Raw genomic sequence first — 25,684 nt, forward strand, 5'->3', positions numbered from 1 at the left:
CCGAATCCACCCTTAGAAGAGAGCCAGACATGAATACCGAACTGACACATGATGTCGCGATTATTGGAGGCGGCGCTGCCGGGCTGAGCGCAGCTGTCACCCTGGCACGCTCCCTCCGTTCCGTCGTCGTCGTGGACGCCGGCGAACCACGCAACGCGCCGTCGGCCGGTGCACATAACGTGCTTGGGCGGGAGGGCATTGCGCCGCTCGAACTGCTTGCTGCCGGCCGGCGCGAGGCCGAACAATATGGTGCGGAGATCCGCAGCGGCCGCGCAGAGTCTGTCCGTGCCAATAATGACGGATTTGAGGTGGACCTCGCCGGCGGCGGCACCCTGAGTGCGCGCCGGCTGCTGCTCGCGACGGGTCTTATCGACGAGCTCCCCGACGTTCCAGGAGTGCGCGAGTTCTGGGGAAAAAGCGTCCTGCACTGCCCGTACTGCCATGGTTGGGAAGTGCGAGGGCAGCGGATTGGCATTCTCGGCACCGGCCCGCTCAATGTCCACCAGGCACTGCTGTTCCGGCAGCTCAGTGACGACGTCACACTCTTCCTCCACACCATGCCGGAGCCGGACGAAGAGACCTGGGAGCAGTTATCCGCCTTGGACATCCAGGTCGTAAACGGCACGGTCGAACGGCTCGGCAGCGCGAACGGTGTGCTGCAGACTGTCGTCCTCGAGGACGGGCATGAGTTCGAGGTGGACGCTGTCGCCGTCGGTCCCCGGTTCATCGCGCGGGCTGACCTGTACGAACAGCTTGGCGGTGCGCTCACGGAACACCCAATGGGAGCGTTCATTGAGGCGGATCCGATGGGACGGACGGAAATTCCGGGAGTGTGGACGGCAGGAAACGTCAACAACCTCTCGGCGATGGTCAGCGTTTCCTCCGGTGCAGGAGTCATGGCCGGCGCCGCCATCAACGCCGATCTCGTGACCGAGGACGCCCGCGCCGCCGTCGAACTCCGGGGCAGTCTCAGCCGAAGGTGACGGAATCTCCTCAGTGTTCCGTTGCGGCGGCCGCGAAACCGGCCATGGATCCGAACTCCCAGTCCGGGCGGACGTCTTGCCCCGGGTCCGGCGTCGCACCCCAACCCGGACGGTCATGGCGACGGTTGATCCATACTCCTGGAAGCCCTGCCTTTGCGCCGGGAACGTGGTCGTGGAAAAGGCTTTGGGCAACGTGCAGCAACTTGAAGCCCTGCTGGTCGGCGTAGTCCTTCAGCACGTCGAAGTTCTTTTGCGCCGGCTTGTAACTGCCGACGTCTTCGGCGGTGATGACGTGGTCAAAGTCCACACCCAATCGCCGGCGGCTGCCTTCGAAACCCGCGCGGTCGACGTTGGAAAGGATAATCAGGTTGAACCGTTCGCTCAACTTCACCAGCGCCTCGTGCGAATCCGGGAATGCGGGCCAGTCCGGGACCGAATTACCCAGGCGTTCTGCGTCGTCGCCGGATACTGCTATCCCGAGCTTAGCTCCAGTTGCGCGGAAAGCTTCCGCCAGAACCACCGGGTATAGGGCTGTGGGATTTTCCCGCTCCATGCGGGCCTCCTCATCCGCATACGCGAGCAGGAGTTCTTCATCGGTCAGGTTCGGATTGGAGGCGCGGCCCCATGGCCCTAACACTGCGGCGATTCCGGCCTCCCAGTCAATCAAGGTGCCGTAGCAGTCGAAGCTGAGAGCGTCGAATTCATCGAACATGTTCACGAGCATTAGACTACCGAGGCATTGCGGCCTGTGGTACAGCTGTGGAATGAATTCTCCGGATCAGCTGGTGGAACACCTCAAACTTAGCGGGCGGATAGAGTCCGGAGCCGTGGCGGAAGCATTCAGCCGCGTGCCGCGGCACATCTTCCTCCCTGGAGTGGATCCCGAGGTGGCCTATTCCGACGAAGCCGTCGTCACTGAAACGGCCGACGACGGTCGCCCGCTCAGTTCGTCGTCGCAACCTGCGATTATGGCAGCCATGCTGGAGCAATTGGCGGTCGAACCGGGCCAGCGTGTGCTGGAGATCGGAGCCGGCACCGGCTATAACGCCGCATTGCTGGCCCGCCTCGTCGGCGACGGCGGAACGGTGACGACCATCGACATCGACCAGAAACTGGTGGACCAGGCGCGGGGAAACCTTGCGGCGGCGGGCTTCCCAGAGGTCTCTGTGGCGTGCGGCGACGGTGCTGACGGCTGGCCGGAGAACGCCCCCTACGACCGCATCATATGCACGGCCGGCGCGCGGGACCTGACACCGTCGTGGACCAATCAGCTGGCCGACGGCGGGCGAATGGTGCTGCCATTGTCGCTGCGGGGTATGCAACTGTCGGTGGGATTCGAGGCAGCGGGAGACCACCTGGCCAGCGTGTCCCTCGTCGACTGTGGATTCATGCCGCTGCGCGGTGCGCTTGCCGGTCCAGATCCAGTACGCTCTTTGGGCAACGAGCCTGGAATCCTCCTCCAGTTCGAGGGCGACCGGGTCATCGACGCCGACCTGTTGTACTCCGCCTTGCATGAGCCCGGCGACATCGTTCCCATCGGCGTCACCTTGTCGCCCGGGGAAATCCGGGGCGGTCTGGGAGTCTGGCTGGTGCTGCACGAGCCGGATACCGGTCAGCTCTCGGCGCTGGGCACCGCCGTCGAACGCGGACTCGTACCTGCCGTGATCGCATTTCCGGGGATGGCGCTGACCACGGTACTCATCGGCAGGAACGGACTGGCCGCACTCGTCCCACAGCATGGCGCCGGCACCAACGCTGGCGGGATCGCCGTGCGTACCTTCGGCCGGGATGCGGACGACGCCGGAGCCCGGCTGGCTGCCCGGGTGCGGGAATGGGACGTCCGGGGCCGGCCCTCAACCGCCGACCTCCGCATCCGGGCGTATCCGCACGGCACGCGTACCGGCGATGCGGCGTTCATCATAGAAAAGCGCTTTACCAAGTTCCTGCTTGATTGGAACGCGCTGTAGCCGTCGGTAATTTCGATGCCAGTGGGTCTGGAATCTGCGGTCTTTAGTTGCCTATAGTCGGAGGATGACGGTCACTGATTGGCTTCTTGACTCCGATCCTGCCATCCGCTGGCAGGTGATGCGCGATCTCACCAATGAGCCCGAAGAGGTGGCCGCCGCAGAGCGGGCACGGATCGCGAACGAGGGTTGGGGTGCCCGTCTGCTGGCGCTTCAGGACGACGACGGCCAGTGGGCCGGCGGAACGTATTTCCCTCCGCTGACTGAGGAGCCGAAGGACCAACCATGGACGGCGACAGCCTGGACGTTGCAGCTGCTTCGCCAGATCGGAGTGGATCCCTCCAATGAGCGGGTGCGCTCCGCGGTTGCCCTTGTCCGCAAGGGGAGCCGGTGGGAGTACGACGGTTCAGCCTTTTTCGATGGCGAGGTCGAGCCATGCATTAACGGCATGACGGTAGCGATCGGTTCTTACTTCGGTGAGGATGTGCATGGCCTCGTCGACAGGCTGCTGTCCGAGCAACTCGAAGACGGCGGCTGGAACTGCGAGGCCGAAAACGGGTCGATCCGGTCATCCTTCAACTCCACGATCGCTGTGCTTGAGGGACTGCTGGAATTCGAACAGGTGGCGGGCGGCTCGCCGGAGGTCATGGCCGCACGCGAGCGGGCGCAGGAATATCTCCTCGACCGGCATCTGATGCGCAGGCTCTCGACCGGCGAGGTCCCGAAAGAGGGCTGGCTTGAGTTCTCCTTCCCGACCCGCTGGCACTACGACGTGCTTCGGGCGCTCGATTATCTGCGCTCAGCCGGGGCCGTGCCCGACGAACGTGCGAAGGAAGCCATCGAACTCGTTGAGAGCAAGCGCGGCGCCGACGGCCGGTGGCTGCTTGAGAACACCCATCGCGGTGCCGTGCACTTCGAACTGGAGGAAGGCGAAGGCAAACCCAGCCGTTGGAACACCCTCCGTGCGCTGCGGGTCCTCGACTGGTACCGGGGCTGAGCCTCGACGACGACGGCAGCCTATTACGCCTCGGCAGCCGCTGACGCGAGAAGCCGGGCGAGCTCGGCAGGCTTGCTGATCATGGGCCAGTGACCGGAATCGATGTCTGCGAAGGCAAGCTCCTTGACCTTGGCGAGTTCAGCCACTTCACCGGCGTCGATCCACTCCTGAGCCTGGGCGGGAGTAAATTCGGGGCACACGAGCACGACCGGGACGTCAAAACGTCGCTCGTCCGCGAATTTAACCACGCCCTTCGTCACCCCTGCAGGAACGGGGATCGCAGCAGATGCGAAGCGCTCTTTGACCTCATCGTCGAGGTCGGATGAGTCGGGCCCCTCGAATGGCGCCCACCCGGGGAAGGGCATGACGCCGTCGTTCGTCTCAAAGAAATCGGCGTAAGTCTCGCCGTCGACGGAGGGGAAACCGCCAATGAGGGCGACCTTGGCCACCTTTTCCGGTCGTGCATCGGCGGCCAGCCACGCCAGTGTGCATGCGGCGGAATGTCCCACCACCATGGGCCTTCCGGGCGTCGAGTCCACGGCGGCGAGCACCGCCGCCACCTGGTCATCGAGCGTGGCGGACGAAGACCCACCCCCCTGCCCCGGAAGGCTGACCGGTATGGGCTTGTGGCCGGCTGCTTCCAACCCCGGCACGACGTCGTTCCATGCAGATTCATCGAGCCACAAGCCGGCAATGAGCAGAATGTCCATGATTGGGTCTCTTTCTCCAGTGAAGTGGGGTCACGTCCGGCGTAGCGCCTGTACTCCATTCTTCACTAAGGACCACGCGGACGTTGGCTCACGCTACGGGGTCCGTAAGGATTTCAGCAAGCAACCGCCTCTGGGCACCTTCAGGGTCGGGGCTTGATAGACCGGCCATCGTGACGAGCGCTTTCCACAAGGCCCAGCCGCGGGCACGGCGCCAGACGTCGTCGGGCAGGCCAACAGCTTTACGGAAGATCTGTCGTTCGTCGCCGGTGAAGTAGGTCCATGCCATGACCAGATCACAGGCTGGATCGCCGACGCCGCAGGTGCCGAAGTCAATGAGCGCGGAGAGCCGTCCGTTTTGGACCAGGATATTGCCGACGGCGACATCACCGTGGAACCATACCGGATCCTGATGCCAGGCTGAAGCGGTCGCATCGACCCAAATTTTCCGGCAAGCGGCCACATCGACGTCGTCGGACAACTTGGCGAGGGCATCCTGAACTTCGTCACTGTAGACGCTTGGATGGCAGCCCCTGAAGAAGGAATGCCTACCCGCCGCCGGTCCTTCATCAGTCCGGATAGCGCGGAGTGCGGCGAGTGTATTTCCGAGTTCTTCGGCCAGAGCTGAACGGTCGGAGACCGGGCGCGATTCGACGGTGTCTCCCGGCAGCCAGCGTCGCACCGACCAAGGGAAGGGATAATCCGGTCCCGGCCTGCCTGTGGAGACAGGGACCGGGACGGCGAGCGGAAGCTGAGCGGCAAGGAACGGCAGGACCCGGTCTTCCTTTTCGACGCCGGCCACGTAGCCTTCGGCGCTGGGCAACCTAACGGTGAGTTCTTCACCCAGGCGGAAGGTCCGGTTGTCCCACCCCTGCTGCGCGACCGGCTCTACGGGGAGGTGGTTCCACTGCGGGAACTGTTCGGAGATCAGGCGGCGGACAAGTTCGGTGCTGATTTCCATATCGTCAACAGTAGAAGGTTCCGTCCACCAACCATCGGCTGGCTGCGATGTAGGCCATGGGGGCAATCCACGCTCCTACGACCCACGGCCACGGATGACGGGCAAGCGCACCGACGCCCGCCCCGGCGAGGACGGCTGCCGTCGCCGCCAGTGCCGGAATGATGAGCGTGGACAATTGTCCCGGTGCGCATAAGGGGATGAGCAGCCATACCGTGGGACCACCCAGCGGGATCGCTCCTTGGGAGAACAACGTCAGCAGCGCCGGCAGCCACAACCCAATGAGCGCGAGCACTGACCACGCGATGGTGGCGCGTGCCGAACTTCGCGGCCAAAGCCGCAGGCGGACGCGATGGGCAATGAGCGGCAATAGGAACAATGATGCGACGACTCCGATTAGCGGAACGCTGAAGCCCAGCAGGACGGGAGCGGCCAGCAACGCGATGCTGCCACCTGTTCGGTTTGGTGAGGACGGTGTGCTCATCGAGGACTGCGGCTGATTATTCAGGCGACGTCGTAGCGCAGCCACATCATGCCGTTTCCGAAACGGCGGTGCTCACGCAGGACTAAAGGAACCTTGGACCTGGGGTAGTAAGCCTTGCCGGAACCGATGATGATCGGGACGACCATAACCTGGATCTCGTCGACGAGGTCCACGCGGAATGCGTGGGCGGCCAGATTCGGGCCGGCGATGTTGATGTCGGCCGTGGCTCGGTCCTTCAACTGCCGGACCTCATCGGCGTCGAACTCACGACGAAGCTCCGTTTGCCGTGTCCACACTTCGGGCAGGGTGCTGGAGTATACGATCTTGTCCGCTGCCTGCCAGACGCGTGCGAAGTTCGCGGATTCGGGCGACTGGGCGGCAGCGGCCGGGTCGTTCTCCCAGACATGCATCAACTCATACATCCTGCGCCCATAGAGGTAGGTGCCCACGGATTCTTCCTGGTGATTCAGGAAGGCCAGCACCTCCTCGTCCGGCACAGCCCAGTCGAAGCTCCCCGACTCATCGGCAATGTAACCGTCGAGGGAACTGATAATCATGTAGATCAGCCGGCTCATCTGAGGTCCTTTTTTGAAGAAATCCACATCCCGTTCAGACGATCATCCCACCACTTGGCTGTGGGATGTACTGATCAGGCGAAGTTGAATACGGGAGGGAAGACCACGACGACGACGGCGGCCCAGGCACCGTAGACCGGCAGGTACCGCGTCTGCCAACCGGGAACCATAATGCGCATGGATATAGTGTGACCATGCCCCGCTTGATAGCGCCTGCTGAAAGGCTGTACGCAGCGTGGTCCGAGGCGCACGAGGAGTGGGGCCCCGGTCTCCATGAAGACGGTTTTGGTCTCCTGCCGAACGATGACGTCAGCTCGCCAGCAGGGTTTGCGGCGTGGATTGGACGGCTCTCCGAAGAGTCGGAGCATTGCACGCACCGATGGATCGTCGAAGGCGGCCAAGTACTCGGCGGCATCGCGTTGCGGCACCATTCCATCGACGTCGTGCAACCGTCCGGCCACATTGGCTACGGCATCCGGCCCTCCGCGCGGGGGCGTGGGTTGGCAACCTGGGCACTCGGGCAGATCCTCGACGAGGCTCGCACACTCGGCATGAACCGCGTACTGGTTGTCTGCCAAGCCGGCAACGCCGTCTCGGCAAAGACGATAGAGCGCCGGGGTGGCATCTGCGAAGATGCACCCGACAACGCTCCCGTGTGGCGCTACTGGATCAACGTGTTGGATCGGGCCTGTGATCCGCTGTCATAAGTGATAGTGCCGGTCATTACGCTGCATCTCCGGCGGGTTGAGGTGGCGGAAGAAGCGACGCGGCTGTGGTGGTGATAGTTCCCAGGGCGGACGCAACCATCGGATGGTCCCGGCCGCCGAGACGGGTTGCCGCGAGGATACGGCGGGCCGGTGCGGGTTCGCCGCGCAGAGGGATGCGTGTGACTGGCCATTCTTCGTGCAACCGCGCGAGTCGTGGGACGAGCATGACACCGAATTCATGTGCCACCAGCGCGGTTCCGGTATCCCATTCATCGGCATGGTGAGCGATATTGGGGGTGAATCCGGCCGCCATGCACGCCGTAACCACCAGGTGGTGGTACGCGCTGCCCGGCCGTCCCACGATCCACGGTTCGTCGGCGGCGTCAGCCAAAGTGGCGGTGGCCCGGCTGGCCAGGCGATGCTCGTCAGGAACGATCAGGTCGAGTGGGTCATCAAGAAGCGGCCGTTGATCAAACCTGCTATCGGACGACGGCGGGGTCTGGGCCGTGGCGGTCAATAGTGCGAGATCGGCATCGCCGGCCAACAGCAGGTCAAAGCACCTCCCTGGTTCGGCTTCGATCACCCGTACGCTGAGTTGAGGGTAGCGGTCCCGCAGCGCCGCTGCAGCGGGAGGAAGCAGGTGCGTGGCCGCAGTGGAGAAGCCACACAACGTGAAGGATCCGCCGGGTTCATCGACGGCGGCAGCCAGTTCAGCCTTTGCGCGCTCGACTTGCGCATACAGCACGTCTGCATGGCGGAGCACCGTTCTTGCCGCGGCGGTCAGCCGGATGCCCCGGCCCGATTGAGACAACAACTCGACCCCCAGGTCGGCGGCGAGCTGACGCAACTGGTGCGAAACGGCTGACGGCGTGTAATGCAGTGCCGCCGCCGCAGCGGTCACCGTGCCGTGATGAGCAACCATCTGCAGCACCCGCAACTTCGAATCGATCATGCAAGAATATTACACAATAGTGTGCGGTATTGTTTGCTTCTCTTCAGTAATCATCACTGCCAAGCTGAAGCCATGTCCCTCAACTTTTCCGTTGCCGCCGATGACAGGCGCGCTCTCCGCCCCCAAGTGATTCACGGCTCCAAGGCCGAGGCGCGGACGGCGGTATACCTGCTCCTGGTGCTGACGGCGGGTGCTTATCTGCCCACTCCTCTCTACCCGGCCTACCAGCAGGCCTTCGGATTTACCGACCTGACGATGGTGCTGATCTATGCGACCTTCGCGCTGGTCAGCGCCCCCGCACTCCTGCTCTTCGGGCCGGCCTCGGATGTGCTCGGACGGCGGTCCGTTCTGAGGGTCAGCCTGCTGTTGGCCGGACTCGGCTCACTCTGCTTCCTGATCGCCGACGGACCAGCGCTGCTGCTGGTTGGCCGTGCGGCGCAAGGCCTGGCCCTGGGCGCGGCGACTGGACCCGCAACCGCATTGATCATAGAGAGCAGGACCGAACAGAAACGGCTCTGGGCGTCGGTCCTAGCCACCATGGCCTTTGTGGCCGGGACCGCAGCAGGCCCGTTGGCCGCCGGGGTATTGGCACAGTACGCACCTGCGCCGCAATTGCTGCCCTATCTGATTCACGTGGCCCTGCTGGCAGTCGGGTGGCGCCGCGTTTCCACACTGACTTCTGCGCCCACCCAACGTTTACGGCAGTGGCGGCCGACCCGACCACAAGTTCCAGATGGAATGCGACAACGGTTCGCCGTCGCTGCGGCCACGGGCTTTCTCGCCTGGACCGTCGCCGGGATCTTCCTGGCGACCATTCCCACGATCCTCACCCGGGTAACCGGAATAACGAACCTGGCGATCACCGGCGGCATCGTCGCCGCAATGTTGACCTGCTCCATGCTCGTCCAGCCCCTCGTGCTGCGGCTCAGCTCCCGTCTCGCACAGCTCATGGGTCTCGCAGCGCTGCTGGCCAGTCTCGTCATCCTCATACTGACTGTTGGCAGTTCACCTGTGGCGACGATGCTCGCGGCCGTGGCAGCCGGAATCGGACACGGACTTGCCTACGGCAGCGCCACGGCCACCGTGGATGCAGCCACTCCTGCCCACAACCGTGGAGGAGTTAACGCCGCCCTGTATCTCGCGTTTTACCTCGGTGCCGGAGCCCCTGCAGTCGCCGTCGGATTGCTGACTATTTGGCAGCCCCTCACCCTGGCGGTCTCGTGGCTCAGCGCAGCCACCGCCGTACTCGTACCCCTCATCGGAGCAGCAATTCTGTTTACAACCCGAACTCCGCCGCGGCCAATAGCAGAAGCATCACTCGTCCAGCCGCAGATTGGCACCGGTACGAATTTCCCACCGCGGACCGCATCAGAAGTTATCCGCAAAGTAGATGGAGATGAATCATGGCAGGAAACGCATCGTTTGGACGCGTGAGCACCCAAGCTGGAGCAAAGGCATTTCTGGCGGTACGGAGCATGGAACATGACCGGGAAAGGGAAACCCGTCTCCGGTCGCTGCAGACCAGGCGGCAACTCCGGGAGCGCATGCGCTCGTGGTGGAAGGACCGCTAACAGTTCATCGTCAGGTGGCAGCGAGCAGGCGCTCGACGCGGGGTTTGACCTCGGTGGCCAGCAGGGTGAGGGACTCGAGGAAGTGCTCATGGGGCAGGCCACCGATATCCATCTGCAGGAAGTGGCGCATGTGACCCATGTAGCCGTGCAGGTGCACGATGCGGTCGGCAACCTCGTCCGGGTCACCGATGTAGTAGGCGCCGGGAGCTTCTGCCTGGGCCAGGTAGGCGCGCTTGTCCGGGGCGGGCCAACCCCGCAGCCGGCCCATCTCGACGTTAAGGTTGTGCCATCCGGGGTAGAACCGCTCGAGGGCCTCCTTCTTGCTGGGTGCGACCAGTCCGAGGGCTGCGACGGAAACTTTGGTGCTTTCAGGAGCGTGGCCGGCCTGCGCTGCGGACTTGCGATAGAGCTCGGCCAACGGGGCGAAGCGCTGGGGCGCTCCGCCTATAATCCCGTATGAAACCGGGAGCCCCAGCTGCCCGGCCCGGGCCGAGGACCCTGCGTTGCCTCCAGTTGCGAGCCAGATCGGCAACCTCCCTTTCACCGGGCGGGGCACAATGGCCAGTCCCGGGATGTCTGGGCGCCGCGCTCCCTGCCAAGTCACTTCTTCGGAGGTGCTGTTGTTGATGGTCATTAGCAGGTCGAGTTTGTTGGCGTAGAGCTCGTCGTAGTCCGCCAAGTCGTGACCGAACAAGGGGAACGTCTCCACGGAGGAACCGCGTCCGGCTGTAATCTCCACGCGGCCGCCACCAGAGATCGCATCAGCGGTGGCGAACTGTTGGTAAATCCGGACAGGATCGTCGGTGCTAATGATGCTGGCAGCACTGCCGAGGGTGATCTGGTTGGTGGTGGCGGCCGCAGCAGCAATCAGCGCGCCGGGGGAGGATGCGGGCATGCTCCCGGTGTGGTGCTCGCCAACACCGAAGTAGTCCAGGCCAGCGGTGTCGGCATGCACAATGGCCTGGTGCAGGTTGCCGATAGCCTCGGCGGTGGAGCGAGGGGTGCCGTCGGAATCCAGCGGTGTGTCACCGAAGCTGTAAGCGCCTATTTCCATGATGTCTCCAGGGTCTGTGTGGTGGGGTTCGACGAGTGGCCGGTTTTCAGGCGTACGTCGGGTGGATGGCCGCATTGAGGAGTTCATGGAGTTGTTCAGCGGTGTGGGTTCCGTTGAAGATCTCCGTGCCGGGCTGAAATGCCCGCCCGGCGGCGAGAGGGCCGGCGTCGACCGGGTCGTAGCCTAGTCGATCGATAAATGACTCGACCAACCGTTTGGACTGCTCGTGATCGCCCGCCAGGGCCAGCGCTCTGCGACCGGGGGTGCCGCGCACCTGGTCGTCTTCTTCGAGTTCGTGGTACCCAATGTGGTTGAGCGTTTTGATCACTGCTGATCCTGCGAGGAAGTCCTGAATGATTTCGCTGCTGGTGCGATGCTCATTCTCGAAGCCATCGACTTCGCCGTCAGTGGGTGCCCAGTAGTTCATGACATCGATGACGGTCTTGCCGGTCAATATCCCAGGATTCAGGCTGCGGTATTTGTGCAAGGGGACCGGACAACGACCAGGTCCGCCGCAGTGACTTCGGCGGAATCGACGGCCGCAGCGCCCGGTGTGACGATCTCGACGAGCATACTGATCTCTTCGGCGGGTTTGGCCGTAGCGATCTTGACTGCGTAGCCGGCCTGCAATGCCTGACGGGCCACGGCGGCTCCGACGCGTCCAGCGCCGAGGATCCCTATGGTCCGGGTGGATGTGGCTGGCGTGCTCATGCGTGGGTTTCCTTAGCTCAAACTATGTTGTGAAACAGACTATATGCTGAACAGACTATCTGCGCAAATGCGTACTTGCGGTAGGATGGGCGCATGAGTGAAAGCGTGCAAGCCCTGCGGAATGGTCCCGTTGCCACCGCGCCCGGAGACTTGGGCTGGCATTTGGGTATGGTGTTGCGCGGCTATCAGTCCCGCTTCGAAGTCGCCGTCGAAGGCATACCGGCTGGAATCCGCGGTTTCCAGATACTCTCCACCGTCATACACCGCGATCCGCCCAACCAGCAGGCGCTGGGAGCCCATCTGGCCATCGACCGGACCGTCCTGACCTACCTGCTGGACACCCTCGTGGACGCCGGAGTCGTCGAACGCGTCCCGGCCCCTTCGGACCGCCGGGCACGCAAAATCGTGGCCACCGACAACGGCCGGGAAACGCTGGCCCGGTACGAGGAACGCGTGGCCGCTGCCGAATCCGGGCTCTTGTCGGGACTCGAGACATCCGAAGCGGACACGCTGGCCGCACTGATCGGCCGCCTGGCAATGGACGTCCACCGCTCACAGCCAGGATCCAGCCCCTGCGAAGCCATGGACCACTTGCCGTAAAAGTCTCGATTGCGTCCAAATCGTGCAACGCTGGGTGCATGGATCTGGAAGTATCGCCCGCGCTCACGATTCCGGCGTCGGAACTCGACTGGCGGTTCTCGCGTTCGTCCGGACCTGGTGGCCAGCACGTCAATACCTCGAACACCCGCGTCGAGCTCTCCTGGAACGTCGCCGGCTCTGTGGCGCTTTCGGAGAGTCAACGGTTGATGCTGGTTAGGCGTCTCAGACGACATCTCATCGCCGGCGTGATCACCGTGACTGCCTCGGAGCGGCGCTCCCAGCTGCGCAATCGCGAGATCGCCCGGACGAAGCTCGCCGATCTCGTGGCAAGGGGCCTGGCTCCCGAAGCTGCCCGCCGCCGGGCGACCAAACCAACCCGGGGATCAATCCGCCGGCGCCTCGCCGCAAAAGAACAGCGGGCGGCAACGAAACGGCAACGAAAACGGCCGTCCGCCGAATAGTCCGCATATCTTCAGGAAATTGACCGCGGTGGTTACTTTCCCGAAATCCTCTTGCGACGATGGGGCTTAGCTCGTGGATGGCGGCTCTTCATCGGTGTCGGCGATGCTGTCGCGGAGTGGGGAGCCCTTGACGAAGAATTGGTTGCCGCCCATTTCGCCAGACAACAGGGGCATCGCCTCTGCGATGGCGGCGCGGACTGATTCAAGGTGCAGTGAATTCTGATGCGCCTCGGCGGAAGTCCACAACTCGGCGACAAACACGGTGTCCGGTTCGTGGTCGTTCACGCCGACCTCATAAAGCAGGCAGCCGGCTTCATTCATCTGTTCGTTGCGGCGAGTCAGGATCGCAACCACTTCAGCACGCATTCCAGGCTTGACGCCGAGTGTTCCAATATTGGCGAAGGTCATATTAGGACTTTAGAGGAAGGATTGCGCGAGCTTTCGCTCCGGACGCTTGCGCGGTAGATTCCAACTAGCGGCCCTTCCTGTTCACGTGGCCGCATCCGAAGCAGGACGGAGCGGTGTTCATGTCAGCGTCTATTCAACCGGGCGAGCAGCCACAGGGGTCGCTGATTCCGGCCGACCTGCTCTGCGACCGGCACGATCCGTCGGCCAGCGCCTTCACCATTGTTAGTGCCGACCTCGACGCCACTCCCCTGACCTACGCCTGGCTGCAGGACCGGTCCGAGCAGGCAGCGGCCGCGTTTGCCGCGCTCGGTGTGAAACCAGGTGACCGGGTCGCAACGTTGATGGGCAAAAGCGCGGATCTCGTCGTCGTACTGCTAGGGCTGTGGCGGCTGGGTGCGGTTCATGTGCCGCTGTTCACCGCGTTTGCCCCGCCGGCCATCAAGATCCGGCTCGAGCGCAGCGGTACGGCCCTCGTCGTCGTCGATGCCGGGCAGCGGAACAAGCTCGTGGACGATGGGCTCGCGGATGAACTAGGCCTGCGGCTGGTGGTTGCCGGCGGCGACACCGAACCGGCCGAGGGCGAACTGGCGCTGAATCCGTTGCTGGACTCGCATGGCCCGGGCTTCCCCGCGGTGTCGCGGACGCTCGCCGACCCGCTGGTGGAAATTTTCACCTCGGGCACCACCGGCGCTCCCAAGGGCGTCGTCGTACCGGTCGGAGCGTTGGTCGCGTTCGAGGCCTATCTGCACTACGGACTGGATGTGCACGGGGACGATGTGTTCTGGAATGCGGCCGATCCGGGCTGGGCGTACGGCCTCTATTACGGCATTCTCGGACCCCTCTACGCCGGCCGGACCAGCCTGCTGCTGACCACCGGGTTCAACGCCGACCTCGCGTGGCAGGTGCTGGAGAAGTTCCAGATCACTAATTTCGCGGCGGCGCCCACCATTTTCCGGTCCATGCGGGCAGCACGGCCCGACGGCGTTCCAGGGCTTGCGCTGCGGGTTGCCTCCAGTGCCGGCGAACCGCTCGACGCCGCCACGATCGACTGGGCGCGCGGGCATCTGGGCACGGTGATCCGTGACCACTACGGCCAGACCGAGATGGGCATGTGCATCATCAACGGCTGGCATGAGGAGGTCAGGACCGAGCTCAAGCCCGGCTCAATGGGCAAGCCGATGCCCGGTTACACCGCTGCCGCGCTGGAAATGGAATCGGACGAGGTCGCCGCGTCCGGAACAACGGGACGAGTGGCCATCGACGTGCCGGCGAGCCCGCTGATGTGGTTCCCCGGCTACACCAGCGACGAAACGAAAACGGCCGAGCGTTACAGCGCGGACGGCCGCTGGTACATCACTGGAGACAGCGGTCGGGTCGACGACGACGGCTCCTTCTTCTTCTCGGCGCGCGACGACGATGTGGTCATCATGGCCGGCTACCGGATCGGCCCGTTCGAGGTCGAGTCGGTGATGTCCACCCATCCGGCGGTGGGCGAAGTCGCCGTCATCGGCGTTCCAGACGAACTGCGCGGCGAGCGGCTCGAGGCGTGCGTGGTGCTGAAGGACCCGTCGCTGGGGACACCTGAACTGGTGACTGAACTGCAGCGACTGGTCAAGCAGCAGTATGCGGCACACGCCTATCCTCGCGATGTGCATTTCGTGAGCGAACTCCCCAAAACCCCAAGCGGCAAGGTTCAACGTTTCATCCTCCGCCAGGAGTACAGCGCGTGAGCGCCCGCTTCGAGGAGCTGGATTGGCGACGGACCAGGCTCGGCGAGATCAGCCTCCGACGCCGGTGGGACCCAACCTTCGACAAGGACGTTTTCGAGGTCAAGCTTGACGACGACTTCCTGATGTCCAGCCTGTTCACCGTCGCCGAGATCGAACTTGCCCGGCTGGGACTGGCGGAAGTTGCGGCAGCTGACCTCGACGTCGTCGTCGGCGGGCTTGGTCTGGGTTACACCGCACAAACCGTTCTGGAATCAGACCGGGTGCAGTCGCTGCTCGTCGTCGAGGCGCTCGGCGAGGTGGTTGAGTGGCATCAGAGCGGGCTGATCCCGCTCGGCAAATCACTGACAGCGGACCCCCGCTGCCGCTATGTCCACGGTGACTTTTTCGCGATGGCGGGATCGCCGTCGGGCCTTGATCCGGACAACCCGCACCGGCGGTTCCACGCGATTATTGTCGACATCGATCACTCACCGCGGCACCTTCTGCATCCCAGCCACGCGCCGTTCTATGAGCCGGATGGGATGCGCCGCCTGAGGGAACATCTGCACAGCGGCGGCGTCTTCGCGCTGTGGTCGAACGATCCGCCCGACGATGAGTACACGACGGCACTCGGCGCGGTGTTCGACGACGTCAAGGCCACAGTCGTCAGCTTCGCCAATCCGCTGCAGGGCCGGGACGCGACCAATACCGTCTATACCGGCAGGAGGGTAACGACATCGTGATGGATGAACTTGTCCGGCCCTCTCGGCATTTTGGTTACCCGGTAGTAACCTGAGGATATAACCAAGGTCCGCTGGGCCACGGCGGACCCGTGTCGAGGGGGACGCCATGAGCACCGGAACCGAGCAGCAGCCTTCTGAATCCGTCAGCGACAATGCCGCTGCGCCTGCCGGCAACGGCAGTTCCACCCACGTCAGCGAGCGCACCGCCAGGGAAACCGCCGAGGCCGCACGCGAGACTGAATGGACGCGGCCAAGCTTCGCCAAAGGCCTCTATTTGGGCGATTTCAATCTCGGCTTGATCCATCCGCACCCCTCCCCCACGCCCAGCGAAAAGTCCGAGGGCGAAGCGTTCCTCGCTGATCTGGAAGCCTATGCGCGGTCCCTCGAGGGCGGCCGGATTGAGCGCGATGCAAAGATCCCGGACGAGTATCTCCGCGGTTTTGCGGACCTCGGCGTCTTCGGCATGAAAATCCCGAAGGAGTACGGCGGGCTCGGCCTGTCGCTGACCTACTACGGCCGCGCACTCATGCTGCTCAGCTCCATTCATCCGAGCATCGGCGCCCTCGTCTCGGCGCACCAGTCCCTCGGCGTTCCCGAACCGGTGAAAGTCTTCGGCACAACGGAGCAGAAACAGGAATACCTGCCACGCTGCGCCGCCGGTGCGATCACCGCCTTCCTGCTCACCGAGCCCGACGTCGGTTCCGACCCTGCGCGGATGAACGCCACCGCGACCCTCAGCGAGGAGGGCTCTTCATACCTTATTAACGGCAGCAAACTCTGGACCACCAACGGCGTGATCGCGGAGCTCGTAGTCGTAATGGCCAAAGTTCCCCCGCACGACGGCGACAAGGGCGGCATCTCCGCGTTCGTCGTCGAGGCGGACGCACCCGGGATGACGGTGGAGAACCGGAACTCCTTCATGGGGTTGAGGGGGATCGAAAACGGTGTCACCCGGTTCAACGACGTTAGAGTGCCCGTCGCCAACAGGCTTGGGAAGGAAGGGCAGGGCCTGAAGATCGCCCTGACCACGCTGAACACCGGCCGGTTGTCCATTCCAGCGATGTGCGCGTCCGCCGGAAAATGGTCGTTGAAGATCTCCCGCGAATGGTCCAACGCCAGGGTGCAGTGGGGCCGGCCGGTGGGCAAACATGAGGCGGTCGGGAAGAAAATCGCGTTCATCGGAGCGACGGCGTTTGCCCTGGAAGCAGTCTTCGAACTCTCCGCCGGGCTCGCCGACAGCGGCATGAAAGACGTCCGGATCGAGGCCGCGCTGGCCAAGCTCTGGTCCAGCGAAATGGCCTATCGGATTGCGGACGAGCTGGTCCAGATCCGTGGCGGCCGTGGCTACGAAACGGCGGCATCGCTGTCAGCCCGGGGCGAGCGGGCTGTTCCGGCCGAGCAGCAGTTGCGGGACCTGCGCATCAACCGGATTTTCGAAGGCTCCACCGAGATCATGCATCTGCTGATTGCCCGCGAGGCGGTCGACGCGCACCTCGCCGCCGCCGGTGACCTTGCCTCGGTCGAGGCGGATCTGAACGCGAAGATCAAAGCGGCCGCCGGAGCCAGCGGGTTCTATGCACGCTGGCTGCCACGCCTGCTGACCGGGCAGGGCATGAACCCGGCCTCCTACAACGAGTTCGGCCAGCTCGCACGCCACTTGCGGTTCGCTGAGCGCGCATCCCGAAAGCTCGCACGCCATACGTTCATGGGGATGGGCCGTTGGCAGGCAAAGCTCGAGCACCAGCAGGTGTTCCTGGGGCGGATCGTGGATATCGGTGCGGAATTGTTTGCCATGTCGGCGGCGTGCATCCGGGCGGAGCAGCTCAGGTCAGAGGACCCGGCCCAAGGCAAAAGCGCCTACGAACTGGCTGACGCCTTTTGCCTGCAGTCCCGGGAACGCATCCGGCAGTTGTTCACGGACCTGTGGCGGAACAGCGATGGGCCGGACCGGAAGCTCTCCAACCGGATCCTGGAGGGCAACTACAACTGGCTGGAAGGCGGCATCCTGGACCCGTCCGAAGGCACCGGTCCCTGGATCACCGAGCCGGTCTCCGGACCATCAAACACGGAGAACCTGCACCGGAAATACCGTTAACGTGGAGCTATGAGTTCACTCGTTCGCTGGTCCAACGCCATCGCCGTCGCGGCCATGGCCGTCATCGTCGTCTTTATCTATGGGCAGGAGGGCAACTGGGCTTCAGCGGTGATTGCCGCCGTCGCACTTCTGGTTATCGCCTGGCTGCTGAGCCCGCTCTTTGGCCGCAAGGGTGAAGCGTGGGCGGAGCTGAGGGACATGCCGGCGGCGTCGCGTGGCGTAGTGATTTTCTGGCGGCCCGGATGCGTGTTCTGTATCCGGATGAAGACCTTGCTCGGATCGACCGGAAGGAAGGCGCATTGGGTGAATATTTGGCGCGATGCCGACGCCGCGGCGTTCGTCCGCGAGCACAACAATGGCAACGAAACCGTGCCAACTGTGATCCTCGATGGCGTTGTTCACACCAATCCGGAGCCAACGGTCGTCCGCCGGGAACTGGTGAAACCGTAGCGGTGGAAATGCAGGATTATGCATAAACGGGAATAACATTGCGTCGTTGATGGTTGACATAACTGTAGCCATCAACGAAAGGGGTCAGCCATCTCATTAGCTGAAAATATCCGTCAGGAACCGATCAATTCCCTCCCCAAACGTATTCGCAGTCTTGGCGCCCTCAACCGGGGCGATGAAGTCGAGGTCCGAAGAGGCGCCCGCGTTTACTACCGCGGCCAGGTTGCAGATACCGCGCCCGGCCTCGGCACCGTCTGGATCCGCCAAGCCGCGGATGGAACCCGCCGCGCATTGAACCAGGACGACTTCACCTTCTGGAAAACGTCCGCTCACTGATAATCCCCGGAGCAGTTCGGTCTCGCATAAATTCCCCACGAAACCGGCTGCCCCTCAGTATACTTTGGGTATACTGATTTTATGGCTATGACCACAATCAAGGTTTCGTCAACCGTTCGCGACCGCCTCAACGAGGAGGCCCGCCGCGGCGGCGTACCCGTCAACAGCGTTCTGGAGACCTTGCTGGCTGAACATTCCCGGCGACTGCGTTTCGAGCAAATGCGTAAAGCCTTTGCGGCGACAAGCGACGACGACTGGGCTTCCTGCCAGGACGAAACCTCCGACGCGGCACGCATCGAAGCCCCTTGGCCCAAACATTAATGGAACTTCATTGCGGCGAGGTCTGCTGGGCCGTCCTTGACCCAGTCCAAGGCCGCGAACAGTCGGGGCGGCGGCCGGTGCTCATAGTTGCCTCCGAGGAGTATCTGGAAACCGTCACTGCCTTGGCCATGGTCCTACCGGTCACTACCGTGAGACGGAACTGGCCGAACCACGTTAAGTTGGCGGGTCCCACCGGGCTGGAGTCGGATAGTTGGGCGATGACGGAACAACTGATGACCGTCACCAGGAGCCGGCTGGTGAGGCCGTCCGGACACGTTCTGCCCGAAACGATGGCGGCTGTGCGCATGTACCTCGCCGACTTCCTCGGTTTCCCTGCGGCCGGCCGTTAAACCGCCAAGCGTTCAACGGAAGTCACGCTTGGCGGGCGAGGTGATCTGACTACGGCCAGAGCAGGTCTTTACTCCACGTCCTGTGTCCATCGTTGCGGCTGTAACGCAGTCTAATATGGCGGCGGTCAGGGTCCGCCTGCCAGAACTCCACAGTCTGCGCCGTGACCTTGTAAACAGTCCAGGACGGCGAACCGGTTTCCGGGTCAACATCGAATTGTTCGCGGGCGCCGGCAGCCGCAGCGTCGAGGAACTCCCCACTCTGCAAAACCTCGCTCTGCCGACCGGCGAGAACCAAAGCTTTGGCGACCGGATTACGACGCTTGAAGTCCTGATCGTTCTCCACGGGCGAACCCACGTGCACGCGGCCCCTGATTCTGATCTGGCGCCCTACCGCGGGCCAAAAGAACGTCAGCGCCGCCGTCGGATTGCCCTGCAGTTGCTGGCCCTTGGGACTCGTGCTGCTGCTGGCAAAGCACCAGCACCCGTCACTGACATCTTTGAGGATCACAATCCGCGCGTCCGGCATACCGTCGGCCCCCATGGTGGCTACATTGACCGCGTGCGGAGCCAGAACTCCGGCGTCGACGGCGGCGCCCAACCACTGCAGGAATAACTCCACAGGTTCGTCCGGAGTTTGCTCCGGATCGAATTCCGGCATCTGTTCCGGGAAGACGTCTACGTCGCGCAACAGTTGCCGCAGCCGGCCGGATTCTCCCATGGCCACATCTTAGCGGCGGTGGCATAGCGGCGGAATGATAAGCGCGTGCGTTGAAGTGTTGGGCGCTGGAGCGACCCGCCCGGCTGTGTCCGCGACCTACCAGGGACTGGGCTTGTAGTCCTTGAGGAAGACGCCGTGCTGATCCTCGCCTGCTTCGCCCATCACGATGGGGTCGTAGACCCGGGCAGCACCGTCGACCAGGTCCAGCGGAGCCTTAAAGCCCTCATCCGCCAGGCGGACCTTGGTGTAGTGCGGACGTTCGTCGGTAATCCAGCCGGTGTCAACCGCCGTCATCAGGATGTCGTCGGCTTCCAGCATTTCCTTCGCGCTGGTCCTGGTCAGCATGTTCAGAGACGCCTTGGCCATGTTGGTGTGTGGATGCCCCGGGCCCTTGTAGGCGCGGGAGAACTGACCTTCCATGGCGGAGACGTTGACGATGTACTTGCGGCGGGCCATCGAACGGCGCATCGCGGGCCGGAGCCGGGACACCAGAAGAAAAGGCGCGGTCACATTGGCAAGTTGCACCTCCAGCATTTCCAGCGGGTCCACCTCTTCAACTACCTGAGTCCAACTGTTGGCTGTATGCAGGTCCGGAGCCAAGCCACCGGCGTCGATGGCGTTTCCAGCGGCGATACGCTCCGGGGATGTCGATCCCATGGACAGGGCCAGCGCGGCTACTTCATCGCCGGCCATTTTCGGGTGCTCCGCCATTTGGGCGGCCAAAGCCAGTGGGTGTTTGTCCTGGGTGTGACCGAAGGAGAGCAGCTCCGGCATAGGCCTATCGGTAGGCAGCGGCTCCAGTTCGGCCTCCAGCAGCGGTTGATAGGCGTTCCCGGACCGCCGCACCGTCTGCGCGGCGTTGTTGATCAGAATGTCCAGTGGACCGGCCTCGTTCAATGAATCGGTCAGCGAGATCACCTGGGACGGATCGCGCAGGTCGATGCCCACAATGCGCAGCCGGTGCAGCCAGTCGGTGCTGTCCTCCATAGCTGCGAAGCGCCGAGCGGCGTCCTTGGGGAAGCGGGTGGTGATCGTGGTGTGGGCGCCGTCCCGCAACAGCCGCAGCGCAATGTACATGCCAATCTTGGCGCGGCCTCCCGTGAGCAGGGCGCGGCGGCCAGTGAGGTCTGTTCTGGCATCCCGCTTGCCGTGGCTGAATTCGGCGCACGCCGGGCAGAGCTGGTGGTAAAACGCATCCACCTGCGTGTAGTGCTGCTTGCAGATATAGCAGGGCCGCGACCGGGTCAAAGTGCCCGCGCTGCGCCCCGTCGTCGAGGGCGCGAGCTTGTTACCGCGCGTCTCGTCGTCAATGCGGTCCGGAGCGGCAGTCGCAGTCAGCGCCATCACGGCCCGGTCGGCCTCATTGGCGGCGTCCCGCTTGACGTTGCGCCGGTACCGCTTCACCGCCTTGAACATCTTGCCCGTCGCCTGCCGCACCCGCACATAGTCCGGGTGCTCCTCGTCGTAGACGTGGATGGCGTTGAGGACTTTCAGGCACGACTGGATCTCGTCGTGGCTCAGCTCGGGAGGGTTCACCCATCCATTTTACGGTCTGTCGGCCAACGACCGGTGCAAAAATAGAAATGTCACAGCCGGACGATAGTCTCGGTTTATGACTGAGGACACAAAAAACGACGACGGCACAAGCGGTGAGCAGGCAACACCTGAGGTCTCCGACGACTTCGTCATCCGCCAACACAAGCACGGGCCATCCGGTCTTGAATACACGACGACGACGGGCAGACTGGTGCTGCGGGCGGAATCGGTCAACAAGGACGGAAAGACCGAAGGGCACAAACCCAAGGCGGAAATCTTCGTCGTCGCCTATACGAAGGACGATGCCGAACCCGGCAGCCGTCCGGTGACCTTCGCCTTCAACGGCGGTCCCGGATCGGCGTCGGTCTGGCTGCATATGGGCCTGCTCGGCCCCCGCCTAGTGGATTCGGGCGACGTCGGCAATCTCACCGCGCCCCCTTACGGAATCGTCGACAGCCCTGAAACCCTGCTTGAGCACAGCGACCTGGTGCTGATCGACCCGGTGAACACCGGCTACTCACGCGTCGTTGAAGGCGGCGAAGCGGACGAGTTCCACGCCTTTGTCGAGGACCGGGACCTGGTGGCCGAAGTGATCCGGCTCTGGGTCACGCGCAACGGCCGCTGGCTCTCCCCCAAGTACATCGCCGGCGAGTCATATGGCACCCTCCGCGCGGTTGCCGTCGCCGGCCGGCTCTACGACGCCTACGGTATGGCGGTCAACGGTCTCGGCCTGATTTCCACCGTGCTGAACATGTCGACGCTGCGGTTCTTCGCCGGCAGCGACCAGCCCTACGCCCTGCACATCCCCACCTACGCCGCGATTGCGCACTACCACGGCCGGCATCCCGGACGGGAGCTGACCGACGTCGTGCAGGAAGCGGAGGAGTTTGCGGCCAAGGACTTCGGTTACGCGCTCACCCGGGGAAACCGGCTCACCGAAGCTGAGTACGACGACGTCGTCAGCCGGCTCGCCGCCATCACCACCTTGGATGAGGGGTTCATCAGGCGGACGGATCTGCGCTGGAATTACTTCGAATTCGCGGCCGAACTGCTGCGTGAAGACAACCTGGTGGTCGGCCGGATCGATGGCCGGTTCACCGCCCAACCGGCCAGGCAGCAGGATTCAAAAAACATGGACGATCCGAGCCTGCGCGCCATCAACGGTCCCTACGCCGCGGCGATCAACCACTATGTCCGGGTGGAACTCGGGTACGAAAACGACCTGCCCTACGAAATTCTCACCGCCAGGGTCCAACCGTGGAGCTACAAGACGTTCGAGGGTGCGCCGGTGGACGTATCGGATGTCCTCGAGCGGCTGATGGTGCACAACCCGAACATGCGCGTTCACGTGGACTACGGCTACCAGGACGGCGCCACGCCGCATTTCGCGGCGGAATACGTCTTTGCCCACATGAACCTGAGCCAGCAGGCACGCGACCGGTTCAGCCACCACTACCACGAGGCCGGGCACATGATGTATCTCAAACCGGAAGCGCGGCTCGCCCAGTTGGAAGCGCTGAAGGACTTCGTCACCGCCCTTTGAACTATGAGCCGGCGGCGGCCGACTTAATCGCCTGCTGCATGTCCGCAAGCGCCTGGTCCACCGATTTCTCCCCTTGGAGTGCGGCGTAGGAATTCTCCTGGATCGCCTTCGATACGCCGGGGTAGAACGGCGTCACTGGACGCGGCACGGCATTCTCGATCGAGGTCTTCAGCACTGGAAGGTAGGGAAGCTGCTTGATCAGTTTGGGATCGTCATACAGAGCCGCAAGGGTGGGCGCCTGTGACCCCTGCGTTGCCCGGAACGTCTGGGATTCCGCACTGATCATGTACTCCATGAAGTCGTGCGCGGTCGCCTTGTGGTCCGAGTAGACGCTGATGCCGAGGTTATGTCCGCCCAGCGATGAAGCACCGGGGCCATCCTTGCCGGGCAGCGGAGCGATGCCGAATTTGTCCTGCACCTTGGACGATGCCTCGGTCTTGGCCAGGTTGTAGACATACGGCCAGTTGCGCAGGAACAGCAGGTTGCCGCTCTGGAAGGCCTGTCGACTCTCTTCCTCCTGGAAAGTGATGGCCTGCTCTGGAATGTTCCCACTCTCGAAACCCTCCACCAGGTTGCCCAGCCCCGCGTTGGCTTCCGGCGTCTCCAGCGTCGGCTGGCCCTCCTCATTAATGATCGTTCCGCCGGCGGTGTTGATGGCCTCGGCGACATTGACCGTGAGCCCCTCGTACTGGGCGAATTGCCCTGCGTAACAGCCCATATCGTTTTCCTCGGCGATGTCGCACATCCCCATCATCTCGTCCCAGGTCTCGGGCGCCTTGGGAACCAGATCCTTGCGGTAGTAGAGCAGCCCGCCGTCGCTGCGCTGGGGTGCGGTGTAGAGGACGTCGTTGTACATCCCGGTTTCGACAGTCGCATCCAGCATGTCTTCGGTCTCAATGGCCATGTCGCCCTCAAGCGGCTGCAACCAGCCCTTTGCGGCGAACTCCGCCGTCCACACAACATCGACTTCCATGATGTCGTAATCCGGATTCTTGGCCTGAAGGTTCTGAACGAGGTCATCGTGCTGCTGGTCGGCCGTATCGGACTGTTCCTTGAAGGTGACCTTCTGATCCGGATGTGCTTCGTTCCATTTCTTGATCAACGGGCGCACGACATCGCTGTTGTCCTTGCCGCGGACGTAGGTGATCGGCCCGCGTGCATCCAGATTCTCGGCGGCTGGACCCTCGCTTCCGGCTCCTCCTCCATCACCGCCTGTGGAGCCTCCGCATCCGGTCAAGGCCATCGTCAGGACGGCCACGGCTGCGATGGGCGCAAATCTCTTGTTGTTCAACATTGCTTCTCCTCGATGAGACGACCGGGAGACGTGATGCCCACCCAGCTCTGTGACGCGGTTCACGCTAGCAAGTGATCAAGGCGGGATGCAAACGGTTGCATTTGAATGTGAGACGGGTCGGCGACCAAGTGGAACCAGCCGAGGAGCAAGGCGGGCCCTCAGCGGCGGGTGGTGGTCACCGGGTGGTCAGCGGCCGGTCGTCGTGGCCAGCGGCGCCGCCGAACGCCGGACCACCAACTCGCTGGGAGTGACAATCCAACCCGGCTTCGCTTCAGAACCGCGCAGGGCATCGAGGAGAATCCGCGCCGCGGCCGCTCCCTGACCGATCGGATCCTGCGCTACGGTGGTCAAGCCCAGCGCTTCCGCGGCCTCATGGTTGTCGATCCCCACGATGGAGAGATCCTCGGGAACCCGCAATCCGTTGCGGCGGGCAGCGCTGATGGCGCCGAAAGCCATCTCGTCGCAAGCGGCGAAAATCGCGCTTGGCCGCCCGGCGCCGCTGCCAGATCCCGCCCCAGTCCCTGTGCCCGCGCCGGCCGCAGTCGCAATCCCAATCCCAGTCCCGGTTACCGACCCAGCTCCGGTCCCGGCGTCGGACAATATTTGTTCTGTTGCCCGCGCGCCGCCGGCGATGGTGAATTCCGAGTAGGCCACATGCGCTGGATCAACCTCGAGCCCCGCTTCGGCCATCGCCGCCCCGAAGGCTTCGTTGCGTGCCCTCGAAACGGAGAACGACGACGTGTCGTCAGTCTGTCCGCCGATGTATCCGATCCGCCGGTGGCCAAGCGCCGCAAGGTAATCGATGGCTTTCCGGCAGGCGTCGCCGTCGTCAATACTGACACTGATGCCGCCGTCGAACCTTCCACCCACCACAACCGAGGGATAGTGCAGGTCCGCGATCACGGCCTGTTCAACTTCGAGCAGCGCGCGGCACAGGATCAGGACGGCGTCGATTCGCTCCCGGAGCATGGCCCGGTTGAAGACCCGCTGCCGGTTCTCTTCCGAGCCCCCGAGGTTGTAGACGATGAGGTCATAGCCGGCGTTGCGCAGTATCTGGTCCGCGCCTTCGAGCACCGACGAATAGAACCACTTATTGATGGCCGGCACAACGACGCCGATGGCGTTGGTCCGGCCGGTCGACAGGCTGGAGGCGTTGGAGGAGATGACATAGCCCAGTGAATCCGCGGCACGGAGGACCTTCTGCCTGGTCGGTTCCGAAACGGTAGGCAGACCGCGGAGTGCGCGGGAGACGGTCGCGGTGGACACACCGCTGACCCGGGCAACATCGTGGATGCTCGCGCTCATGGGTTGTCCTCGCCGGTTGAAATTTTGCTTGATTCCAGCATGCCATGTGCCCGGCTGATACGATCAAAATGATGCAAACGTTTGCATCCGACGGAGCATGCGAGCCAGAGACTGAGGACCTGAATTTGGAACGGACAGCTGGACATGACGAC

General features: G+C 63.4%; 29 protein-coding genes. 14 read left to right on the plus strand and 15 right to left on the minus strand.

Features of this window, described 5'->3' with window-relative positions:
• The first annotated feature begins 29 nt into the window (after positions 1 to 29).
• Entirely contained in the window at positions 30 to 983 is a 954-nt protein-coding gene (locus tag ACX80B_RS13560; protein ID WP_459297005.1) for an NAD(P)/FAD-dependent oxidoreductase, read from the plus strand.
• Between the two features lie 10 nt (positions 984 to 993).
• Here ACX80B_RS13560 and ACX80B_RS13565 read toward each other — a convergent pair whose 3' ends face one another.
• A complete protein-coding gene (locus ACX80B_RS13565; protein WP_459297268.1) occupies positions 994 to 1,695 on the minus strand; it encodes an HAD-IA family hydrolase in 702 nt (233 codons plus the stop codon).
• A 52-nt stretch (positions 1,696 to 1,747) separates the two neighbouring features.
• On the opposite strand from ACX80B_RS13565, the gene fxlM reads away from it, so the two are divergent.
• Together fxlM and ACX80B_RS13575 are read left to right on the plus strand one after the other, a co-directional pair.
• On the plus strand, positions 1,748 to 2,950 hold the full coding sequence (gene fxlM, locus ACX80B_RS13570) for a methyltransferase, FxLD system (RefSeq protein WP_459297006.1): 1,203 nt from the start codon (positions 1,748 to 1,750) through the stop codon (positions 2,948 to 2,950).
• 64 nt (positions 2,951 to 3,014) lie between these two features.
• Positions 3,015 to 3,944: a prenyltransferase/squalene oxidase repeat-containing protein gene (locus tag ACX80B_RS13575; protein ID WP_459297008.1), complete on the plus strand. Its 930-nt coding sequence runs from the start codon at positions 3,015 to 3,017 to the stop codon at positions 3,942 to 3,944.
• Positions 3,945 to 3,967: 23 nt separating this feature from the next.
• On the opposite strand, the gene ACX80B_RS13580 is transcribed toward ACX80B_RS13575, so the two are convergent.
• The 4 genes from ACX80B_RS13580 to ACX80B_RS13595 form a co-directional block, all read right to left on the minus strand.
• Positions 3,968 to 4,654, minus strand: a complete 687-nt coding sequence (locus ACX80B_RS13580; protein WP_459297010.1) for an alpha/beta fold hydrolase — start codon at positions 4,652 to 4,654, stop codon at positions 3,968 to 3,970.
• A gap of 88 nt (positions 4,655 to 4,742) precedes the next feature.
• Positions 4,743 to 5,612: an aminoglycoside phosphotransferase family protein gene (locus ACX80B_RS13585; protein WP_459297012.1), complete on the minus strand. Its 870-nt coding sequence runs from the start codon at positions 5,610 to 5,612 to the stop codon at positions 4,743 to 4,745.
• 4 nt (positions 5,613 to 5,616) lie between these two features.
• Entirely contained in the window at positions 5,617 to 6,093 is a 477-nt protein-coding gene (locus tag ACX80B_RS13590) for a hypothetical protein (protein ID WP_459297014.1), read from the minus strand.
• Positions 6,094 to 6,113: 20 nt separating this feature from the next.
• On the minus strand, positions 6,114 to 6,668 hold the full coding sequence (locus ACX80B_RS13595) for a dihydrofolate reductase family protein (RefSeq protein ID WP_459297016.1): 555 nt from the start codon (positions 6,666 to 6,668) through the stop codon (positions 6,114 to 6,116).
• Positions 6,669 to 6,862: 194 nt separating this feature from the next.
• Between ACX80B_RS13595 and ACX80B_RS13600 the strand changes: the two genes are divergently transcribed.
• A complete protein-coding gene (locus ACX80B_RS13600) occupies positions 6,863 to 7,375 on the plus strand; it encodes a GNAT family N-acetyltransferase (RefSeq protein WP_459297017.1) in 513 nt (170 codons plus the stop codon).
• Between the two features lie 16 nt (positions 7,376 to 7,391).
• On the opposite strand, the gene ACX80B_RS13605 is transcribed toward ACX80B_RS13600, so the two are convergent.
• On the minus strand, positions 7,392 to 8,327 hold the full coding sequence (locus tag ACX80B_RS13605) for a LysR substrate-binding domain-containing protein (protein ID WP_459297019.1): 936 nt from the start codon (positions 8,325 to 8,327) through the stop codon (positions 7,392 to 7,394).
• A 72-nt stretch (positions 8,328 to 8,399) separates the two neighbouring features.
• Between ACX80B_RS13605 and ACX80B_RS13610 the strand changes: the two genes are divergently transcribed.
• Positions 8,400 to 9,761, plus strand: coding sequence for an MFS transporter (locus ACX80B_RS13610; protein WP_459297021.1), 1,362 nt, complete (start codon positions 8,400 to 8,402; stop codon positions 9,759 to 9,761).
• 147 nt (positions 9,762 to 9,908) lie between these two features.
• Here ACX80B_RS13610 and ACX80B_RS13615 read toward each other — a convergent pair whose 3' ends face one another.
• The 3 genes from ACX80B_RS13615 to ACX80B_RS13625 are packed head-to-tail and all read right to left on the minus strand — an operon-like array spanning position 9,909 to position 11,663.
• Positions 9,909 to 10,952, minus strand: coding sequence for an LLM class flavin-dependent oxidoreductase (locus tag ACX80B_RS13615; RefSeq protein ID WP_459297023.1), 1,044 nt, complete (start codon positions 10,950 to 10,952; stop codon positions 9,909 to 9,911).
• Positions 10,953 to 10,998: 46 nt separating this feature from the next.
• The gene (locus tag ACX80B_RS13620; protein WP_459297025.1) at positions 10,999 to 11,406 is read right to left on the minus strand and encodes an NADPH-dependent F420 reductase; all 408 of its coding nucleotides are present in this window, start codon (positions 11,404 to 11,406) and stop codon (positions 10,999 to 11,001) included.
• An 11-nt stretch (positions 11,407 to 11,417) separates the two neighbouring features.
• Positions 11,418 to 11,663: an NAD(P)-binding domain-containing protein gene (locus ACX80B_RS13625; RefSeq protein WP_459297027.1), complete on the minus strand. Its 246-nt coding sequence runs from the start codon at positions 11,661 to 11,663 to the stop codon at positions 11,418 to 11,420.
• A 93-nt stretch (positions 11,664 to 11,756) separates the two neighbouring features.
• On the opposite strand from ACX80B_RS13625, the gene ACX80B_RS13630 reads away from it, so the two are divergent.
• Positions 11,757 to 12,263, plus strand: a complete 507-nt coding sequence (locus ACX80B_RS13630; RefSeq protein ID WP_459297029.1) for a MarR family winged helix-turn-helix transcriptional regulator — start codon at positions 11,757 to 11,759, stop codon at positions 12,261 to 12,263.
• Positions 12,264 to 12,301: 38 nt separating this feature from the next.
• Positions 12,302 to 12,724, plus strand: coding sequence for an alternative ribosome rescue aminoacyl-tRNA hydrolase ArfB (gene arfB / locus ACX80B_RS13635; RefSeq protein WP_459297031.1), 423 nt, complete (start codon positions 12,302 to 12,304; stop codon positions 12,722 to 12,724).
• A gap of 66 nt (positions 12,725 to 12,790) precedes the next feature.
• Here arfB and ACX80B_RS13640 read toward each other — a convergent pair whose 3' ends face one another.
• Positions 12,791 to 13,132 carry a putative quinol monooxygenase gene (locus tag ACX80B_RS13640; protein ID WP_459297033.1) on the minus strand — a complete coding sequence of 114 codons (342 nt, stop codon included), beginning with the start codon at positions 13,130 to 13,132 and terminating at the stop codon, positions 12,791 to 12,793.
• Positions 13,133 to 13,251: 119 nt separating this feature from the next.
• Here ACX80B_RS13640 and ACX80B_RS13645 point away from each other — a divergent pair, with 119 nt between their 5' ends.
• The 4 genes from ACX80B_RS13645 (at position 13,252) to ACX80B_RS13660 (ending at position 18,129) form a co-directional block, all read left to right on the plus strand.
• Entirely contained in the window at positions 13,252 to 14,862 is a 1,611-nt protein-coding gene (locus tag ACX80B_RS13645) for an AMP-binding protein (RefSeq protein WP_459297035.1), read from the plus strand.
• Positions 14,859 to 15,584: a spermidine synthase gene (locus ACX80B_RS13650; RefSeq protein ID WP_459297037.1), complete on the plus strand. Its 726-nt coding sequence runs from the start codon at positions 14,859 to 14,861 to the stop codon at positions 15,582 to 15,584. Before ACX80B_RS13645 ends, ACX80B_RS13650 begins: the two co-directional genes overlap by 4 nt.
• A 106-nt stretch (positions 15,585 to 15,690) precedes the next feature.
• Positions 15,691 to 17,679 carry an acyl-CoA dehydrogenase family protein gene (locus ACX80B_RS13655; protein ID WP_459297039.1) on the plus strand — a complete coding sequence of 663 codons (1,989 nt, stop codon included), beginning with the start codon at positions 15,691 to 15,693 and terminating at the stop codon, positions 17,677 to 17,679.
• A 9-nt stretch (positions 17,680 to 17,688) separates the two neighbouring features.
• The gene (locus ACX80B_RS13660; RefSeq protein WP_459297041.1) at positions 17,689 to 18,129 is read left to right on the plus strand and encodes a glutaredoxin family protein; all 441 of its coding nucleotides are present in this window, start codon (positions 17,689 to 17,691) and stop codon (positions 18,127 to 18,129) included.
• Between the two features lie 96 nt (positions 18,130 to 18,225).
• Here the strand turns inward: ACX80B_RS13660 and ACX80B_RS13665 are convergent, their stop codons facing one another.
• Positions 18,226 to 18,462: a hypothetical protein gene (locus ACX80B_RS13665; RefSeq protein ID WP_459297043.1), complete on the minus strand. Its 237-nt coding sequence runs from the start codon at positions 18,460 to 18,462 to the stop codon at positions 18,226 to 18,228.
• 84 nt (positions 18,463 to 18,546) lie between these two features.
• On the opposite strand from ACX80B_RS13665, the gene ACX80B_RS13670 reads away from it, so the two are divergent.
• Positions 18,547 to 18,786 (plus strand): hypothetical protein, encoded by a 240-nt coding sequence (locus tag ACX80B_RS13670; RefSeq protein WP_459297044.1) that lies wholly within the window; start codon positions 18,547 to 18,549, stop codon positions 18,784 to 18,786.
• The gene (locus ACX80B_RS13675) at positions 18,786 to 19,136 is read left to right on the plus strand and encodes a type II toxin-antitoxin system PemK/MazF family toxin (protein WP_459297270.1); all 351 of its coding nucleotides are present in this window, start codon (positions 18,786 to 18,788) and stop codon (positions 19,134 to 19,136) included. The genes ACX80B_RS13670 and ACX80B_RS13675 overlap by 1 nt, the downstream gene beginning before the upstream one ends.
• Positions 19,137 to 19,185: 49 nt before the next feature.
• On the opposite strand, the gene ACX80B_RS13680 is transcribed toward ACX80B_RS13675, so the two are convergent.
• Both ACX80B_RS13680 and ACX80B_RS13685 read right to left on the minus strand, forming a co-directional pair.
• The gene (locus tag ACX80B_RS13680; protein WP_459297045.1) at positions 19,186 to 19,854 is read right to left on the minus strand and encodes a pyridoxine/pyridoxamine 5'-phosphate oxidase; all 669 of its coding nucleotides are present in this window, start codon (positions 19,852 to 19,854) and stop codon (positions 19,186 to 19,188) included.
• A gap of 96 nt (positions 19,855 to 19,950) precedes the next feature.
• Complete coding sequence (locus tag ACX80B_RS13685) at positions 19,951 to 21,390, minus strand: SDR family NAD(P)-dependent oxidoreductase (RefSeq protein ID WP_459297047.1); 1,440 nt, start codon at positions 21,388 to 21,390, stop codon at positions 19,951 to 19,953.
• 76 nt (positions 21,391 to 21,466) lie between these two features.
• On the opposite strand from ACX80B_RS13685, the gene ACX80B_RS13690 reads away from it, so the two are divergent.
• Complete coding sequence (locus ACX80B_RS13690; RefSeq protein ID WP_459297049.1) at positions 21,467 to 22,933, plus strand: S10 family peptidase; 1,467 nt, start codon at positions 21,467 to 21,469, stop codon at positions 22,931 to 22,933.
• A 1-nt stretch (position 22,934) separates the two neighbouring features.
• Here ACX80B_RS13690 and ACX80B_RS13695 read toward each other — a convergent pair whose 3' ends face one another.
• Together ACX80B_RS13695 and ACX80B_RS13700 are read right to left on the minus strand one after the other, a co-directional pair.
• Entirely contained in the window at positions 22,935 to 24,227 is a 1,293-nt protein-coding gene (locus ACX80B_RS13695; RefSeq protein WP_459297051.1) for an ABC transporter substrate-binding protein, read from the minus strand.
• A 186-nt stretch (positions 24,228 to 24,413) separates the two neighbouring features.
• Positions 24,414 to 25,532, minus strand: a complete 1,119-nt coding sequence (locus ACX80B_RS13700; protein WP_459297053.1) for a LacI family DNA-binding transcriptional regulator — start codon at positions 25,530 to 25,532, stop codon at positions 24,414 to 24,416.
• Between the last annotated feature and the right edge of the window lie 152 nt (positions 25,533 to 25,684).

The sequence above is a fragment of the Arthrobacter monumenti genome (assembly GCF_054511255.1).